This window comes from Caballeronia sp. SEWSISQ10-4 2 (assembly GCF_030464885.1).
GTDB lineage: Bacteria > Pseudomonadota > Gammaproteobacteria > Burkholderiales > Burkholderiaceae > Caballeronia.
In genome coordinates, this window is sequence record NZ_JALPRJ010000004.1 from 119197 (window position 1) to 135140 (window position 15944).

The 15944-nt window shown below is 62.6% G+C and carries 12 protein-coding genes; 5 read left to right on the forward strand and 7 right to left on the reverse strand.

Annotation, left to right across the window (positions count from 1 at the left end):
* Positions 1-4: 4 nt before the first annotated feature.
* Positions 5-784, forward strand: a complete 780-nt coding sequence (locus tag M0D69_RS04120; protein ID WP_301780796.1) for a hypothetical protein — start codon at positions 5-7, stop codon at positions 782-784.
* A gap of 131 nt (positions 785-915) precedes the next feature.
* Here M0D69_RS04120 and M0D69_RS04125 read toward each other — a convergent pair whose 3' ends face one another.
* Positions 916-1167 carry a hypothetical protein gene (locus M0D69_RS04125; protein ID WP_301780797.1) on the reverse strand — a complete coding sequence of 84 codons (252 nt, stop codon included), beginning with the start codon at positions 1165-1167 and terminating at the stop codon, positions 916-918.
* A gap of 235 nt (positions 1168-1402) precedes the next feature.
* Entirely contained in the window at positions 1403-3043 is a 1641-nt protein-coding gene (locus M0D69_RS04130) for an ABC transporter substrate-binding protein (RefSeq protein WP_301780798.1), read from the reverse strand.
* 288 nt (positions 3044-3331) lie between these two features.
* On the opposite strand from M0D69_RS04130, the gene M0D69_RS04135 reads away from it, so the two are divergent.
* From M0D69_RS04135 to M0D69_RS04150, 4 genes are all read left to right on the forward strand, one after another.
* On the forward strand, positions 3332-4438 hold the full coding sequence (locus M0D69_RS04135; RefSeq protein ID WP_301780799.1) for a LuxR C-terminal-related transcriptional regulator: 1107 nt from the start codon (positions 3332-3334) through the stop codon (positions 4436-4438).
* Positions 4439-4707: 269 nt separating this feature from the next.
* Positions 4708-6504: an adenylate/guanylate cyclase domain-containing protein gene (locus M0D69_RS04140; RefSeq protein WP_301780862.1), complete on the forward strand. Its 1797-nt coding sequence runs from the start codon at positions 4708-4710 to the stop codon at positions 6502-6504.
* A 110-nt stretch (positions 6505-6614) separates the two neighbouring features.
* Positions 6615-7874, forward strand: a complete 1260-nt coding sequence (locus M0D69_RS04145; protein WP_301780800.1) for a phosphatase PAP2 family protein — start codon at positions 6615-6617, stop codon at positions 7872-7874.
* Between the two features lie 12 nt (positions 7875-7886).
* Positions 7887-9998: a hypothetical protein gene (locus M0D69_RS04150; protein ID WP_301780801.1), complete on the forward strand. Its 2112-nt coding sequence runs from the start codon at positions 7887-7889 to the stop codon at positions 9996-9998.
* Between the two features lie 39 nt (positions 9999-10037).
* Here the strand turns inward: M0D69_RS04150 and M0D69_RS04155 are convergent, their stop codons facing one another.
* From M0D69_RS04155 to cysC, 5 genes are all read right to left on the reverse strand, one after another.
* Positions 10038-10808 (reverse strand): hypothetical protein, encoded by a 771-nt coding sequence (locus tag M0D69_RS04155; protein ID WP_301780802.1) that lies wholly within the window; start codon positions 10806-10808, stop codon positions 10038-10040.
* Complete coding sequence (locus M0D69_RS04160) at positions 10796-11008, reverse strand: hypothetical protein (protein WP_301780803.1); 213 nt, start codon at positions 11006-11008, stop codon at positions 10796-10798. The genes M0D69_RS04155 and M0D69_RS04160 overlap by 13 nt, the downstream gene beginning before the upstream one ends.
* A 345-nt stretch (positions 11009-11353) precedes the next feature.
* On the reverse strand, positions 11354-12991 hold the full coding sequence (locus tag M0D69_RS04165) for a hypothetical protein (RefSeq protein WP_301780804.1): 1638 nt from the start codon (positions 12989-12991) through the stop codon (positions 11354-11356).
* Positions 12992-13218: 227 nt separating this feature from the next.
* Complete coding sequence (locus M0D69_RS04170) at positions 13219-14664, reverse strand: C2 family cysteine protease (protein ID WP_301780805.1); 1446 nt, start codon at positions 14662-14664, stop codon at positions 13219-13221.
* 651 nt (positions 14665-15315) lie between these two features.
* Positions 15316-15918, reverse strand: coding sequence for an adenylyl-sulfate kinase (gene cysC / locus M0D69_RS04175; RefSeq protein WP_301780806.1), 603 nt, complete (start codon positions 15916-15918; stop codon positions 15316-15318).
* Between the last annotated feature and the right edge of the window lie 26 nt (positions 15919-15944).

Consider the following 15944-nt stretch of genomic DNA (forward strand, 5'->3'; position numbering starts at 1 on the left):
TGCGATGAACTACGCCGCCAGCGATACCGACCTTTCGACGACTACCAACAACGAAGACGGGTCCACGACGACCCGTTTTTTCCCCGACGGCACCACACGGGTCGACTATCCCGACGGCTCGTCGATGACCGCCTATCCGGACAATCGCGTGCTTAATGTTTCGCCCGACGGCACGCGCACGCTGACGGACGTCAACGGGGTTGCCCTCGATCCCGACACAGGGAAGCCGTTGGGCTCGAGTCCACCGGTCGTGGAGAAGAGTCCCGTCTCGGAAAAAGACCTCGAAACGGGAGCGCACTTTATTTCGACGCTGCTCGAAGCCGCGGCCATCGTCGCCGATGCGGAAACGATGCTGGTCTTCGTCGAGCCGATCAACGCGGTGGCCATGCCGGTTGCGATGGCGATCGAGGTGTGGCGGGCACTCGAGGCGTCGGTGCGCGCGTACTCGACCATGGCCTACTGTTATGGCCTGATGTATGGCGCGCTCGACATGGGCAAGCCCAAGTATCCCGAAGGCGCCTATTCGCTCGACAGTGCGGAGACGATTCGCGACAAACAGGCGGCGTTCGAGGATGGCATCGCCAAGGCGTCGGCGCATCTTTCCAACGGCAGCGCGGGAGTCGCCCTGCGCAATCACGTTCTCATCAGAACGGCGTTTCTGAACTCCGACCCGCATGCGACGCTCAACGAGATCTGGAAGGTGCTCTGCGAGAGCGAGGGCGACGACTTCTACGCAAAACAATTCGCGCTGCGCTGGCCGGAGACGGGGATGACAGAGGCATGAAGCATGTTCGCGCGCTGACCGGTGCGGCGTGCCGGCTTGCCGCTTGTCCGCATGCGAGCACGACAAAGGCTCCGGCTCGCGCGACATCCTTGCGCTTTGAATCCCTTTGTTTATGTCAGTTGGCCGCCCATTCACGCGCTGATGTGCTCGGCGGTCATGCTCGGATATTGCGGTCGCTGCGGAAAGACGCGCCAGCAGCCGTGCTCGTGCCGGAAGAAGAAGAGGGCGCGCGAGCCGGCGGGGTGCGACGCCTCGATGCAGACATAGCGCCGCTTTTCTAGCCGCGTTCGGCTGAAAAGGATCACGCGCACCGTCTCTTCGGCTCCCGGCGCAAGCCACTTTTCGACTTGGGAGCGCAGGCAGCGCTCATCGGAGATTTTCATTTCATGCTCCGTCATTGACGTAGGACCGGCTGCGAACCGAGTGCATCGGTGCGATCGACCGGAACGGTGCACGCTGCCGTAAGCGCGCCGTTCAATAGGAAGGACGACCGGCGTAGTGACATTTTGAAGCGCACGCGCAGCGTGGCGAGATATATCCGATGCCATGCTCCGCCACGTGGCGTCACGAGAAAAACAGGGGAGAAGTGATGTTTAATGCGGGCGAAAACCGGGCCGTCTACTTCAGGCCGACGCCCCAGAATCGCGTCGGACCGAACGGATCGATCCTGAAGCCGGCGACGTCGCGCGACAGCGGCTGGTAGACGGTCGAATGCGCGATCGGCGTGAAGGGCACCTGATCCTTGAAAATCTCCTGTGCCTCCATGTATTCGGCCGTGCGCGCGGCGACGTCGGTCGTCGCGCGAGCTTGCTTGATGAGATCGTCGAAGGGTTTGTAGCACCACTTCGCGAAGTTGCTGCCCTGGACGGCATCACAGCCGAGCAGCACGCCGAGCCAGTCGTCGGGATCGCCGTAGTCGCCGGTCCAGCCAATCAGCAGCGCATCGTGCTCGCCCGCCCGCGCGCGGCGAATGTACTCTCCCCACTCGAAGGTGACGATGCGCGCTTTGACGCCGATCTTCGCCCAGTCCGCCTGGATCATTTCGGCCATCAGCCGCGCGTTCGGGTTGTAGGGCCGTTGCACGGGCATGGCCCACAGGTCGAGCGCAAAGCCCTCGGGGTAGCCCGCCTCGGCAAGCAATGCCTTTGCCACGGCCGGATTGTAGGGCGCGTCCTTCAGGCGGGTGTCGTAGGCCCACTGGGTCGGTGGCATCGGATTGGTCGCGAGCCGGCCGCCGCCCTGATACACCGATTCGAGGATCGCGCGCTTGTTGATCGACATGTCGAGCGCACGGCGCACGGCGAGCGTGTCGAGTGGCTTTTTCGTCGTGTTGTACGCGAGATAGCCGAGGTTGAAGCCGACCTGGCTCGGCATCTGGAGGCTGGGATCGGCGCGGATTGCGGCGATGTCGGCGGGGCGCGGATAGCTCATCACCTGGCACTCGCCGCTGCGCAGCTTCTGCAGCCGCACTGCCGGGTCCACGGTGATCGCGAAGACCAGCCTGCGCACCTGCACGATCCCCGGCTGCCAGTAGTCGGGATTGCCGTCGAAGCGGATGTCCGCATCCTTCGTATAGCTACGGAAGATGAACGGTCCGGTACCGACCGGAAATTGATTGATGTCGCGCGCGTTGCCGCCCGTGAGCAGGTTGTCGGCGTATTCGCGCGAGAGAATCGATGCAAACGGCATGGCCACTTTCTGTAGAAACGGCGCATCGACGTTCGCCAGGGTGAAGCGCACGGTATACGGGTCGGGCGCTTCGATCTGCGTGATGTTCTTCGCGAGCCCGAGATCGCGGAAATACGGAAACGGCACGGGATACGCCTTCCGAAAGGGCTGCTCCGGGTCGAGCATGCGCTGGTAGGTGAAGACGACATCGTCAGCGTTGAACGCGCGCGCCGGCTTGAAATACGCGGTGGTCTGGAACTTCACGCCGTGGCGCAGGTGGAACGTGTATTGGCGCCCGTCGGGCGAAATCTCCCAGCTTTCGGCGAGACCCGGCTCGACCCCCGGGCCGTCGCGCCTGAACTCGACGAGCCGGTTGTAAACCGTGTAGGCGGCCGCACTGGCCTCGACGCTCGTCGTGTACTGCGCCACGTCGAAGCCGGCGGGGCTCGCCTCGGAGCAATACACGATGGTCTTGTCCGGCAGGTCGCCGGCGGCGCGCGCCATCGGCGACACACCGAAGGCGGCGAAGGCGAACCACAGAGTCGCCGCCCGGAGCCGGGCATGAAAACGCAGCGCGTGTTGAACATGCATCTCGTCACCGATGGGTAGCGATTCGCGGGCGATTCAAGGGAGATTTTTGGCGAGGGAAGCCTGGAGTGCAGAATCAGTATAGGCAGCAAAGTTCGCGCTCACAAAAGTAAAGCCGTATCGCGTCATGCGAATTCGCACTGTGTTCCGGGTTGTCGTCACACGCGGATCCGGTGAAAATCCGTTTGACGATTCATCCGATGATTCGACGTGGCGTGAATGCATCGAGCCGTCCTGCAGACGCCCGAACCCTGTCAAGCGCTTGACACCGGTATAGGATGGCGAGAGCCGGTGGACCGCACGCCGCTTCATCCGCTCATCGCAGAGTGCGACGCGCATCTTGTGCAGGCGGGGATCGAGAGGATCAGCATGTATATTTTGCTCACCGGACCGGCGGGGCTCTTTCGCGAAGGGGTCGAGCGCTTGCTTCGCGAGTTCGCGCAGGACGTCGAAGTGCGGTCGTGCAACTGCCTGACCTCCAACTGGCCCGACGAGCGTAAGCCCGACTGCGTCGTGATGGACGGCGATTGCCTGCGCCAGGCGAGCAACGAGCTCGAAGCGGCGCGCCGCCATACGCGCACGACGCCGGTCGTCGTGCTGTTGAGCGAGGCGAGGCGGCAGCACGTCGACGAACTCATCGCGGCGGGCGTCTCGGGCTGCGTTGAAAAGTCCGCGTCGTCCGAACTGCTCTTCAGTGCGCTGCAACTCGCGCTCGCGGGCGGCATCTATCTGCCGCGCTCGCTGCTCGCGGCAAGCCTCAGCGAACCTCCCACGCCCGCCGACACCGCCGCGCAGGCCGGTACGCCGATACCGGGCCCACACCTGCACCTGACCCCGCGGCAGATCGAAGTGCTCGCGCTTCTCGCGCGCGGCCGCTCCAACAAGATGATCGCGCATCAACTCGACGTCTCGGAGGCGACGGTGAAAACGCATCTGACGACGATCTACAAGGCGATGAACGTGACGAGCCGCGGCCAGGCAAGCGCCGTCGCAGCGCGTATGGAGAAGGTTTGCGACGAGCAGCTCAGCAAGGCGATCAATGGGCGCCTCTCTGTCGGGCGCCTGCTCGCCAATATGGAGAGCCAGCATTTCCGCCCCGGCGAAATTCTGTTTCACAAAGGCGATTCGAGCGGCGAGCTGTTCTACGTCGTGCGGGGCACCGTGCGCCTGAGCGATCTCGGTATCGAACTGGGCGCGGGCGCGATTCTCGGCGAAATCGGGCTCTTTTCGCCGGAGCACCGCCGCACCTCGACCGTGATCTGTCAGACCGACTGCGAGCTGCGCACCGTGTCCGCCGCCGACGCAATTCGCCTCTACTATCAGGAGCCGGAATTCGCGATGTACCTAATTCAGCTGCTAGCGGGGCGTATGGAAGCCGACAAGGCGCGGCGAGCGTAGCGCCGTCCGCGCGCCCGCACAGCAAACGCTTCTTGCCAATCGCGCGATCAGTTAGTACGTTATGAGATGCGGCCCTCGCCTCGCTCGCTTCGGTTACCGAAGCATCGGATGCAGCGGGGTAACGCCCGCAGCCGGCGAAGACAATCCAACCATCAGAAATAGCCGGCGCATCAGCATCTCTCGCAACACCTGCATTTGCAGTCTTCTCGAAGTCATCAGCGTAACGCCCGACCGGACAGCCGGCGGAATCGATCCGGGTATTGAAGAAAATGAACGCGGAAAGCCTTGCCGCAGTCAACGAGCTGCACAGAGTGGTGCGCACGATTCTGTTCGCCGATCTGGTCGAGTCGTGCCGTCTCGCCGAGACCGACGAGGAGGGCACGGCCGCGCGCTGGCGCGGCCTGCGCATGGCGATCGAGATGCGCATCGTTCCGGAATATTGCGGCAGGCTCATACGCACCGAGGGCGACGGGCTGATGATTGTCTTTGAGCAGGCGCTGCCCGCTGCGCGCTGCGCACTCGAGATCCAACGGACCTGCCGGCTCACGGCGACGAGCGGCGCATGCGGCGCATGCGGCGATCCGCTCCTGTTGCGCATGAGCCTGCACGAGACCGAGTTATTCACAGATGAACGCGATGTCTACGGCTGCGGCGTGAATCTCGCGGCGCGTCTGTACAACCTCGCGGGGCCCGGCGAGATCGTGCTGTCGGAGCGCATGCTCGACCGGCTCGGCGCCGGGTTCGACACCAACATGGAAGACCTGGGCGAGTGCCATCTGAGGCATCTGTCGCAGCCGGTGCATGCCTATCGTCTCGGCGGCCCCGGCCCGCGCCCGCTGGTCGCGTCGCGCACCGCGTTCGCGTCGCAGTTGCGTCCGTCGATCGCCGTGATTCCGTTCGCCGCGCGCTGCATCGAGGCGAAACACTACGTGCTGGGCGAAATCCTCGCCGATGAAATCATCGGCGCACTATCTCGCTCGGCCCAATTGCTGGTGATTTCGCGCCTGTCGACAAGCGCGCTGCGCGAGCGTCACGCGCGCGGAGAAGAGGTCAGCGCGCTGCTCGACGCCCAGTATGTGGTCTCGGGCGGCTATAGCACGCGTGATGGCAAACTCGTGCTCTCGGCCGAACTCGCCGATACCAGGCTGCACTGCGTCGTGTGGGCGCAAACGCTCAGCGACAGCATCGGGGCGATTGTCGCGGGCGAGAGCGAAATGGTCGCGCAGATCATCCAGACGATTGGTATGACGATCGTCTCGCACGAGCTGGAACACGCGCGCTCGCAGGCGCTGCCTACGCTGGAAAGCTCGACACTCCTTCTGAGCGCGATCGCGTTGATGCATCGTGGCGTGCGCGAAGAGTTCGAGCGCGCGGGCCAGATGCTCGAAGTGCTGGCCGAGCGCGCGCGCAGGCAGGCGACGCCGCATGCCTGGCTCGCGAAATGGCATGTGCTGCGCTTCAACCGTGGCTGGACCAGTGATCGTCTAGGCGAGGCGCAGCGGGCGCTCGATTGTGCGAGGCGCGCGCTCGACGCCGACTCGCAGTCGTCGATGGCGCTGGCGGTCGAGGGTTTTGTTCAGACAAACCTGCTCAAGCAGCTCGATGCCGGCGAGGAGCGCTATGAGCGCGCGCTCCACGTCAATCCCAATGATTCGCTCGCGTGGCTGCTAAAGGGCGCCCTGCACGCGTTCAAGGGCGAAGGTGAGCAGGCGGTCGCTTCCACCGGACAGGCGCTCGCGTTGTCGCCGCTCGATCCGTTGCGCAACTTCTACGATTCGCTCGGTGCGACGGCGGCGCTCTCGGCGGGCCAATACGAACACGCGATCGAACTCGCACAGCGCTCGTTGCGCGGGGGGCGCAGCAACACATCGACCCTGCGTGCGCTCGCGATCGCACAGTCCGAACTGGGGATGATGGAAGCCGCCCGCGCGACAGTCCGCGAAGTGCTCGCGATCGAACCAGACCTGACGGTGCGCAAATACCTGGAGCGCTCGCCGAGCGCCGCGTATGCGACGGGCAGGATCTGGTCGGAAGCATTGGGACGCGCCGGCTTGCCGGCCCAGTGACGACCGGTTGTCAGGCCGTCTGCCGGTCGCGTCGACGCACTGTATTTCGCCTATATCGCGGTTCAGCTTGCTTCGATGCACATTGAGCCAGAACTAACGAGGGGAACAACATGAGTGCACTGGGTGGAGCGGGAGGCGCAGGCGGAGCAGGGGGGGCAGGCGGCGCGGGTGGCGCAGGTGGCGCGGGGGCGGGTGGCGGCCCTCCGGGCGACGTGCTGGGCGACTGCGAACTGCTGACCGAGTCGCTCATCTCTCACCGCGACGGCATCGTCGGGCCATGGACGGACAAACGGCTGGCGATTCAGCCCGAAGAGAACGAGGCGCCGTCCGGCGGCCACATCGACGACAACGGGCAGCTGTGGCGCTGGGATGGATGGGTGCGCGCGGCCGTGTACGACTTCGAGCTGATTTCCAATCTCGCCTTCACGCGATCGCCGGGAGGCACCGCCGGCGTATCGCTCTGGCACCGCGGGGCCAGCATGCAGCCGGACCAGAATGAGCCGACCTTCGAGCCGGTGAAGCTGGTCGCCGAGATGTACCGGCCCGGCGAGGAAACCTTCGTCAAGCAGCTCGCGTTCATGGATCGCTATTCGGACCTGCGCGCGGAGCGCGCGAACGAGACGCTGATCCAGATGGGACCGCAAACCGCGTTCTGGGGCTCCATAGTCAATCTGAGCCCAAGCCGCACGCCGAAGACGCTCGAGCTGCTCGACACCGTGGTGCGCTTCGCCATCGCGGTGGAAATGCGCTTCAAGCATGCGCTCGCCTGCACGCGTTCGATCGACTACTCGCCGCAGGTGCAGCCGATGATTGCCACGCCGGGGCACGGCACGCTGCCAAGCGGTCATTCGACGCAGGCATACATCATCGCGGGAGTCATGTGGGAATTCTTTCGCGACCTGCGCATGGAGGCCCCGGTCATATCGGGATCCCACCCCAAGGAATCGACGACACTGAAAAACCAGTTCCTTTATCAGGCTCGCAGGGTGGCGATCAATCGCACGATCGCGGGCGTGCACTTTCCAGTGGACAGCGCAGCGGGCCATCTGCTCGGCACGACGCTCGCCGAGTATTTCGTGCACCGCTGCAAGGTCGCACCGGGTGCGCGAGGCAACTACGTGCCACGCACTTTCCAGGGGGATCAGTTCATCGGCTACCACGATTTCGATGCCGACGAGCCGCTCGTACCGGAGCTCGCCTTTCCAAGCTCCCCGTCGCCGACCACCAGTACAACGGTGCCTGGATATCCGCACATCGTGCTGCATCCACCTCTCGAGACACTCGAAGGCTCGAAGATTCTCGCGTGGATGTGGAATCAGGCGAAAAACGAGTGGAATGGAAAGAGTCTGGCGGCGGGCAGGATCAATTGAGGGAGCGCACGCATGACCTCGCAATGGGACGTGGATACCACGCGCGGCTGGCTCGCGCCGGATGTCGTCGATCAGGCCGCGACGGCGCCGTGCTTCGACCCCTATCTCGTGTGGGCGGACGCGACTGGATGGGTGGACCTGGGCGGTGTTCCGCAAGGGCGGTTTCCGATTGCGATCGAGCTAGCGAAGAGTGGCAAGACGGCGCAGGAACTGAGCCTCCTCATCAAGACCAACGGCTGGGAAGAGTGGATCTGGATGTCGTCGCTTTATCGACATCCGCCGGAGGGTCTGGAACAAACGCGCTTTTGCACGGCACACGTGACGCGTGAATTCTTCGTGCATCTGCACACAGACCTGTTCGGCTTGATCGAGCGCTTCACTCTCGGCCTGCCGATCGTCACGGGCGGCCCGGCACGTACCGATCAGATCGTGCCCGACCCGGCGCCGCTGGCGCCGGCGCAATCGCGCGGCGACCTCGGCAAGGTGGTGATCGGTGTGTGCGACGACGGCATTGCGTTCGCGCATCAGCACTTTCATGAAGATCGTGAGGGCAGGAAAACGCGAGTCGAATGCTTCTGGAATCAGGATGATGCGTCCAACTCGACCGCGGGCCTGGGTTATGGCCGCGAACTGCTGAAGTCGGACATCGATTCGCTGATGGATGCGGCGCGGCGCGGCGATACCGTCGACGAAGAGGCGGTGTACCGGCAGGCGAACTACACCGCCGTCGCGCGCCGCTGGGCGCACGGGACCGCGGTGATGGACCTCGCCTGCGGCGTGCATCCGCTGCGGCCCCCGAGGCCGCGGCAGGAGCTGGAGTTCGCACGGCCCATGATCGGCGTGCAGTTCAGGCTTCCCGGGCGAACCATGCGCGACACCTCCGGCCTATGGCTGGAAGTGCAGGCGCTCGACGCGATCCGCTACATCGTGGCGCGTGCGCACGACATCGCCGGATCGGACTGCCATGCGCTAGTCAATCTGAGTTACGGCTATATCGCAGGGCCGCATGACGGTAGCTCCATGCTTGAGTGCGCAATGGATGAACTGATCGATACAGGGGCTTGCTCGATCATCATTCCGGCCGGCAACAGCAATCTGGCGCGGTGCCACCGCACGCGTTTCATCGATTCGGGAAAAGAAGACAGCATGCGGTGGCGCGTGCCGCCCGACTGCGTGACGCCGGGTTTCGTGGAGATATGGCTTGGTACGGAGCAAGGTGATCCGCAGGTGCAGGTGAAGATCGAACCGCCGGGCGGCGAGGCGAGTCCGTGGATCAGCCTCGACAACGTTGCGAAATTGACGCGTGACGGCGACACGTTGTGCACGGTGGTGCATCTCGGACGGGGCGCGAAAGGCGACGCATGCATGATCCTGGTCGCACTCGCACCGACCGTCACGCGCGATGGCAAGCGCAAGGTCGCGCCGCCCGGCAACTGGATCATCTGGCTGAAGAACACCGCGAGCCCCGGGCTGACCGTCAATGCGTGGGTGCAGCGCAACGAGACGCCCGATGGCTTTCCGTTGCGTGGCCGCCAGTCGCGCTTTGACGACGACGCTTACCCGCGCTTTGACCGCTTCACGGCCGAGCAGGACTACGACGGCAACACGCCGAGCTGGATTCGCCGTGAGAACACCATCAATTCGATCGCGACCGGCAGGGGCCCGGCGGTGATCGGCGGGTGGCGCCAGAGCGATGGCGCCACGGCGCCATACTCGGCGACGGGAATCGACGTCGTGTCCGCCGCGCCCCAGCGCGCGGGGCCCGACGCGAGCGCGGTGTCGGAGCGCTCGATCGTGCGCGCGGGGGTCATCGCCGCCGGCACGCGCAGCGGCAGTGCGATTCCGTTCGAAGGCACGAGCGCCGCCGCGCCGCAGGTGGTGCGCATGCTTGCAAAGGGCATGCCTCTGCCGCAAACGGGAACGGGGCTCGGGCAAATGGTGGTTCAGCGGCCAGGCTCGAACCTTCGCGACGCCGTGCGAAAACTCGCAAAGAGACTGAACCCGGCCGCTAAGGCGAGCCAGCCGATACGCTTCAAAACCTTCAGCGCGGATGAGTATGCCCGCCGCCTGGCGGAACGAAACGTCGGCGCCGGACATCTCCCTTTGCAAAACGATGACGATTGAAGGCAACCGGCACACCGGGCGGTCGCAGTGACGCGGCGCTCACGCATTGGCCTCCAGCGCGAGCAGGTTGAGCAGGACGAGAATCGCGTCCCGGTTTTCCATGACGATCGCGACACCAAGCACGCCGATGAGCCAGCAGCCGATCTTCGTGACTGTGAAGTCTGCGGATGTCGCTGTTTTCCTCATCGTCACGCCGAGCTTGCGCGCGCGATAGTGATACGACGGAACCTGATATTCGTCGGCGACACGCTTGAGTCCGCCCTTGCGGTCGCAACGTGATCCGAGGCTGCCTGCGAGAATGATGCGGTCGGCATCGTCGAGCGCGTCGATGAACGTGCGGGCCGCGAGGCGCACGCGGACCTCGTTCAGGCCATGCTCCGCGAGCACCGATTCGATTGGATCGTCGATTGCATGCGTGTGAGCGTCAAGCTCGGCGGCCATGCCGTCCATCTCGATCGACACGTTGTGCTGATGGCTCGCGCTGCGCAGGCAGTCGATCAGATAACGCCGGAAATACGCGCACAGCGCATAGGCGGTCGACGGCGCACTTTCGGGAGAGGCGTGCGATACGGCGTGGTCCGGGTCGAGCCGCAGCACGCGAGAGAAGATGAACTGCGAGATCAGCTCCTCCTTGTCCTCCGGAAGCGAGCGTAGCTCGGACGGGTAATAACTGTGAAGCGCGCGCCGCACCAGCACGGAGATCCGGCCCATCTCGGTTTCGGAGAGACTCGCACGGCGATGCCAGAGATCGAGCAGCGTCTCGGCGTCGACCACTAGGCCGGCCGGCTCGGCATATCTCAGTGCGTCCATGGCGATCTCCGGTAGGCGCATGCGGCGGCGCGATGGCGCGCTAGCGCGAGACGCGCGATCGTCGAGCGGACGGGCGAGCGCGATGGCGAGAACGGGCGGATCGCGGCGGCGGCCGTGGCGCAGGCGTCGCACGATGCTTCGCTTGCGTTCTCGCGCGGGCTGGGTGCTGCGGCTGAGTCGAGCTGTGCGGACTGAGTCATGACGCCTCCTGACTTCGATGGAATGACCGGAAGGTGCTGCCGCGCGGTTGGGCCATGTGGCCTTTCGCGAGCGATGCGATACCAGTCCGGATACCTTCCAAAGTAGAGCGAAGGAGGGCGAAGGAAAATCGGCTGAATGGACTACATCGAAAGTCGTAGATACGCCGCGGGTCTCGTCGCACGAGGTCGCGGCTGGCGGCGGCCCCTTAACGGCACGACGAATACGACGGAGCGTTTATGGGAAGGACGGGTGAGTCGAAACCATGCTCGGCGCGGCAATAGCTCGCGACAGAACGCAGCCCCCGTCGCAAGACAACGCGATAACGACGGGGGCGCGCAACGCAGCTAGCTTGCGTAGCTTGTCTTGCTTTCCATGGCACCTCGCCCGGGCTCAATGACTGCTTTGGCTGGGGAAGCCTTGGCTTGTGTACGGCTCGGAAATATCACCTCGACGAGCCGATCCACGAAATAGAAAAACTTGTCGGAGGCATATCCAGCGATGAAAGCCACGGCTAGCGGAGAAATGTTCTTTCCGCCCTGAACGAGGTCGCTGAACAGGCCGATGGCGATGCCGACGATAACAGCGCACGTGATATGCGACCTGTTTGCGACTGTTGAGTACTCGGGATGAAACGTGCTCGTTTCGCTCTCGATCCTTATCTTTCTGAGGATCGCCGCACACGCGCCAAGCCAGGCGTAGAGCACGGGTAACACAAAGCCAGTGACTGCCCCGACCAGGGAAAGAACAATCTCGCGGCCATACATCGCCATTGCGCGGATGTCCTGGTAGGCGGCGATCTTCTGGAAACCCTCCTGTACGGCGTCTTCAGCGCGGAGTGTTTCGTTGCTTTCGTTCGTCACGTGATCCGCTTCCATGATGGGCACCTTGATCTCGAGATTTGCGCGGATCTTGCTCTTGGAGCATGTCCAGTCGAGAGCCAGCTGCGAGCTATCGCTCTTCGTGTTGCCCGCGGTTGTCGCTGCGCGCGCAGCGACATGTCCGCAATCCGGTTCGGTGTATGGGTTCGTGACGGGCAGAAAAAGCCAGTCGCCGATTCCCTGGGTGCGGGTGACATCGTTGTATAGCTGCCGATTGTTCGTGGCGAACTGCTGCAGCAAGTCCTTTATCTGCAATGCGGGTTGTGAGTTGCTCAGGGCCCGCAGATCGCTTGACGCATGCTGCCTGGCCGCGATCACGGATTCTTCTTCGTCTTGCGATCGGTTACGTTGCTGGTAGGCGGAGCCGAGCAGCTTTCGAAGCTCGAGTTCCTGCTTTTCGCGGGTTTCTATAATGCTGGACTCGTGACTCATCAACTGATTGTGCAGGATCATTGCCGACGCATCGTTGGTGCCGACAATCTTCAGAACGTCATCGGAGATCCGGTTCACCGTGAACAGCAAACACGACAAGGCAACCACGAATATGGTCAGGGAGATGGCCGTGATCGTATATATCTTGATAGCCCTGCGCGATCCGTGATGGGCATTCGAGCCTGCGGTCGCCGCTACAACAGGCAGAACACCCTTGGAGATTCTGTTCAGCGCTGCATAGAAAGCTGTTTCGATCTCAGCGCTCCATCGAGCTTCGGCTCGCGCAAGGCGCGCTTGCGTGAGTGCCGCGATATCCTCGGGCAATAGCTGAAGACCGGCAAGAGTCGCATGCGAGAGTAATTCGTCGGCGCTCCTCATGTCCTTGAAGACCTGGGCGCTCGGATAATAAATCGTTCTGGCGACGCGTCCCATCGCCGCAAGGAACGCACGCTCCCATTCGTAGTCCCATGCGCCCTGGTCCAGAACGCCACGCGCGTTCCTGATTGTCGCCACATCTGCGCTGTCGAGAACGACGTTGGCGTCCGCAGCATCAGCCAGCATTTTTTCGCAGTTTTCCAGATCGGCCGACAGCCGCGCCCGTTGCCGTTTGCTCTTCCTATCGACGTAAGACGTGCTGCCGGTCGCTGTCTCGTTCATTTGCGCGGTGCTCATTGCCGTCTCCATTACAAAGTTCGTCAACTGTGATTGAATGACGTCCAGTTGTCCCCAGTGGTCCCCCGGCGTTACTGCGACTGCCGAGTCGCCCTGCGAGCATCCGCACTTCCCGGTGGCAGGTAGAAGTCAAAAACGCGATGACCTCCAGTTGCGCTTGCACCTATCGCCTCGCCGGTGCAAGCCGAATGCAGTCAGCAACGCTGCTCAGAACCCTCTCCGATCGACTAGCCCGCGCCACCGAAGCCCATAAAGTATTCCCGGAAAGTATGAATCTCTAATGCGAACACACCGCTGCCGGGCAGGACTAGCGAGGCGGTGCCCCAATCCTCCTGCGTCGACCAGGTCCCATTCGTAACGTTGAGCGTACCCTCGTGATAGCCCCATGGATTGCGTAGCACGACATACTGGCGCTTGTTGGTTTCCCAAGTGCCGAGGATCGAATACGCATGGTTTGCGACGAGATTCGCACCTGCGTAGTCAACCTTATTGGGCGAGTCGTCGCTGCTGCCCCAAGTCCATGCGACCAGCGGGCTCGTTGCGCGTGCGCCGGAGCAATGCGACTGGATTGTTGACCAGGTGTCGTCAGCATCCGCCCAGTGGTACCACGCACTCGCGCCGGTCAGGATATGGCATGCCCAAGCCGCGTCGCCGCCGTTCAAATGCGCGTAGTCGTCGCTTCGCGGGAAACTCGCGTTGCCGCCGCTGCGCCAGACAGCAACCGCCTTTTCAATCACGGCCGGCCAGAGTTCGTTCGCAACGGATGACCGCGCATAGATGTAGGACCCGGCGGACTGTGGAACCTGTTCGCCGATCCAGATCGGAAATGTGAACGGAATGGTCAAGGTCACGAATCCGAGCGGAATTGTTAGCACATCGGTGAAGTCGAAGCGGAAGTCCGTGTGCCCAGAATCCTCGTCATCGCCGCCCTCGGCCTCGCCGGTCGCATTCTCTCGCCGGATGCGCGCGGCAATCAACTCGGGCCGCGTCCATGCGACGGAGGCGAGCGCCGCGATTAGCCAGCAGTCACTAAGCGCACCCTGTACCGGCGCCGTGGCGGTCGGCGCACGGACGAAATACTCGCCTGGCAGAGCGAAGTTGAGGTCGCTTAAAACCAGACGCAGCCATGCCGGCAGGAGCATGACAAACTCGCGATTAAGGGTACCGAGCGGCTTGCCCGCCTCGACAAGCGTCGCTTGCCCCATTTCCGCCACGCGGCCGGCGACGGCGAGTTCGGCTACCCGGCGGGTCTGCTCTGGACTGGCCTGCCGGCCGCAATGTTCGTCGAGAGAATGGAGATCCTTTGCGATCTGATCGGCAATGCTGGCTGCGAACAGTCTGACATTCGTCGTCGGTTCATTCAGCACGCTCCTGCTCACGAGTCCGTTCTCGACCAGCGTGGCCGACTTCGTTACCCGATCGAAGAGGTCCTTGATATCGATGCGAGGATCGACTTGAACTGGACAGCGTTGATGACTGAAATCGAGGGGCACGCCTGCGTAGATCGGTGAGCCAAATTTTGGATCGAACAACTGCTTATATGGTACGTCCAGAAATTTCTCGAGCATCTTGGGCGTGTTTTCGCTCGACCATTCAATCCGCTGCCCCGCGCGAAGCTCGGCGAGCGCACGCGGATTGGCTGCGCCTACATTACGACGACTATCTCCAGGCATAATCATCCCCTTAGGATTGTTTCTTCGCCGCAGTGGGGGCGAACGTCACAAGCTATCGTTAGCGCGCATCCGCTTGCCACGAGCGGGCGCTTCGCGTGCTGACAGAATTTTTCCATGCACCGCCTGCTCGGTTGGGATTCCGCATAACGAGCATGCATGTTCAGCATCCCCTGCGCAGCCTTCGAGAAGGTTCCAGCGTATAGAGCTGAAAGTTCGTCTGATTCCGAGAGTCTCTTCCATCGGAGGCACCGGGCAGCCAATTTGCGGCAATGCTCTGTTCCCGCGGTGGTTTCTTCCAGCTAACTATGTCCTCTCTGTTCCGAAGACGAACTTGAAAGAGGAATTTTGAAACAGCGATCGAAGACGCCATAAGCGGAAAGATACGGATGTCAGAAATTTTTTTGCGTTCGTCCGCACCTGTGTGGTGATCGCAAGAACGCGCAGCGCGAAGAGATCGCTCAGGTCCACGCGGAATCGAGGCAATTAGTACTGGAGGCGATGGGCGTCGACAACCTGCAGCCCGTCGGCAAAATCTAGCGCGGCGGTTCCTCGGCAATTCGCTTGCGCTTTAACACTTCCGTCGGTTACCGGAGGTGGGAGCAATGCCCGCGATGAGCGTCGACTTGACAGGTCATCCCGATGAAGAGTCTCTCAGGTACTGCCCAATCGATGAGCAATCAAGGCCACCGCATCCGCTACGGAGCATTGAGTGGTATTGATGCGAATGTCGGGGCTTGCCGGTTCTTCGTAGGGGGAATCAATACCTGTGAAATCCTTGATTGCTCCCTGTCTTGCCAGCTTATAAAGGCCCTTGGGATCACGCCTTTCTGCAACGGCGACGGGAACATGCACGTGTACTTCCATGAACCGGTGAGGTCCGGCAATCGCTCGTGCCAGTTGTCGATCGGCAGCAAAGGGTGAGATGGAGCAGACCAACACCAGCAGGCCGGCGTCGGCCATCAGTCGACTGACTTCGCTCACCCGTCTAATGTTCTCGTGCCGATGTTCGTTGGAGAAACCGAGGTCTCGACATAGCCCGGTACGCACCGTATCCCCGTCCAACAGAAAACAGTGTTTGCCGTTTCTGTGGAGCACCAGTTCCATGGCGCTCGCGATGGTGGATTTTCCAGCCGCGGACAGCCCGGTGAACCACACGATGCCGGGAGTTTGCCGAAGCAATTCCGCTCGGTCCCTCGCACTCACTGCGAAGGCGTGGGGGTGAATGTGGGGTGTGCTATTGATCGGCAGGTCCATTTAACATCCGCGCTGTTCCATAACAT

Coding starts and splice junctions, on each gene's coding strand:
- M0D69_RS04120 (WP_301780796.1), top strand. CDS start 5: ATGAACTACGCCGCCAGCGATACCGACCTTTCGACGACTACCAACAAC.
- M0D69_RS04125 (WP_301780797.1), bottom strand. CDS start 1,167: ATGAAAATCTCCGATGAGCGCTGCCTGCGCTCCCAAGTCGAAAAGTGG.
- M0D69_RS04130 (WP_301780798.1), bottom strand. CDS start 3,043: ATGCATGTTCAACACGCGCTGCGTTTTCATGCCCGGCTCCGGGCGGCG.
- M0D69_RS04140 (WP_301780862.1), top strand. CDS start 4,708: ATGAACGCGGAAAGCCTTGCCGCAGTCAACGAGCTGCACAGAGTGGTG.
- M0D69_RS04145 (WP_301780800.1), top strand. CDS start 6,615: ATGAGTGCACTGGGTGGAGCGGGAGGCGCAGGCGGAGCAGGGGGGGCA.
- M0D69_RS04150 (WP_301780801.1), top strand. CDS start 7,887: ATGACCTCGCAATGGGACGTGGATACCACGCGCGGCTGGCTCGCGCCG.
- M0D69_RS04155 (WP_301780802.1), bottom strand. CDS start 10,808: ATGGACGCACTGAGATATGCCGAGCCGGCCGGCCTAGTGGTCGACGCC.
- M0D69_RS04160 (WP_301780803.1), bottom strand. CDS start 11,008: ATGACTCAGTCCGCACAGCTCGACTCAGCCGCAGCACCCAGCCCGCGC.
- M0D69_RS04165 (WP_301780804.1), bottom strand. CDS start 12,991: ATGAGCACCGCGCAAATGAACGAGACAGCGACCGGCAGCACGTCTTAC.
- M0D69_RS04170 (WP_301780805.1), bottom strand. CDS start 14,664: ATGCCTGGAGATAGTCGTCGTAATGTAGGCGCAGCCAATCCGCGTGCG.
- cysC (WP_301780806.1), bottom strand. CDS start 15,918: ATGGACCTGCCGATCAATAGCACACCCCACATTCACCCCCACGCCTTC.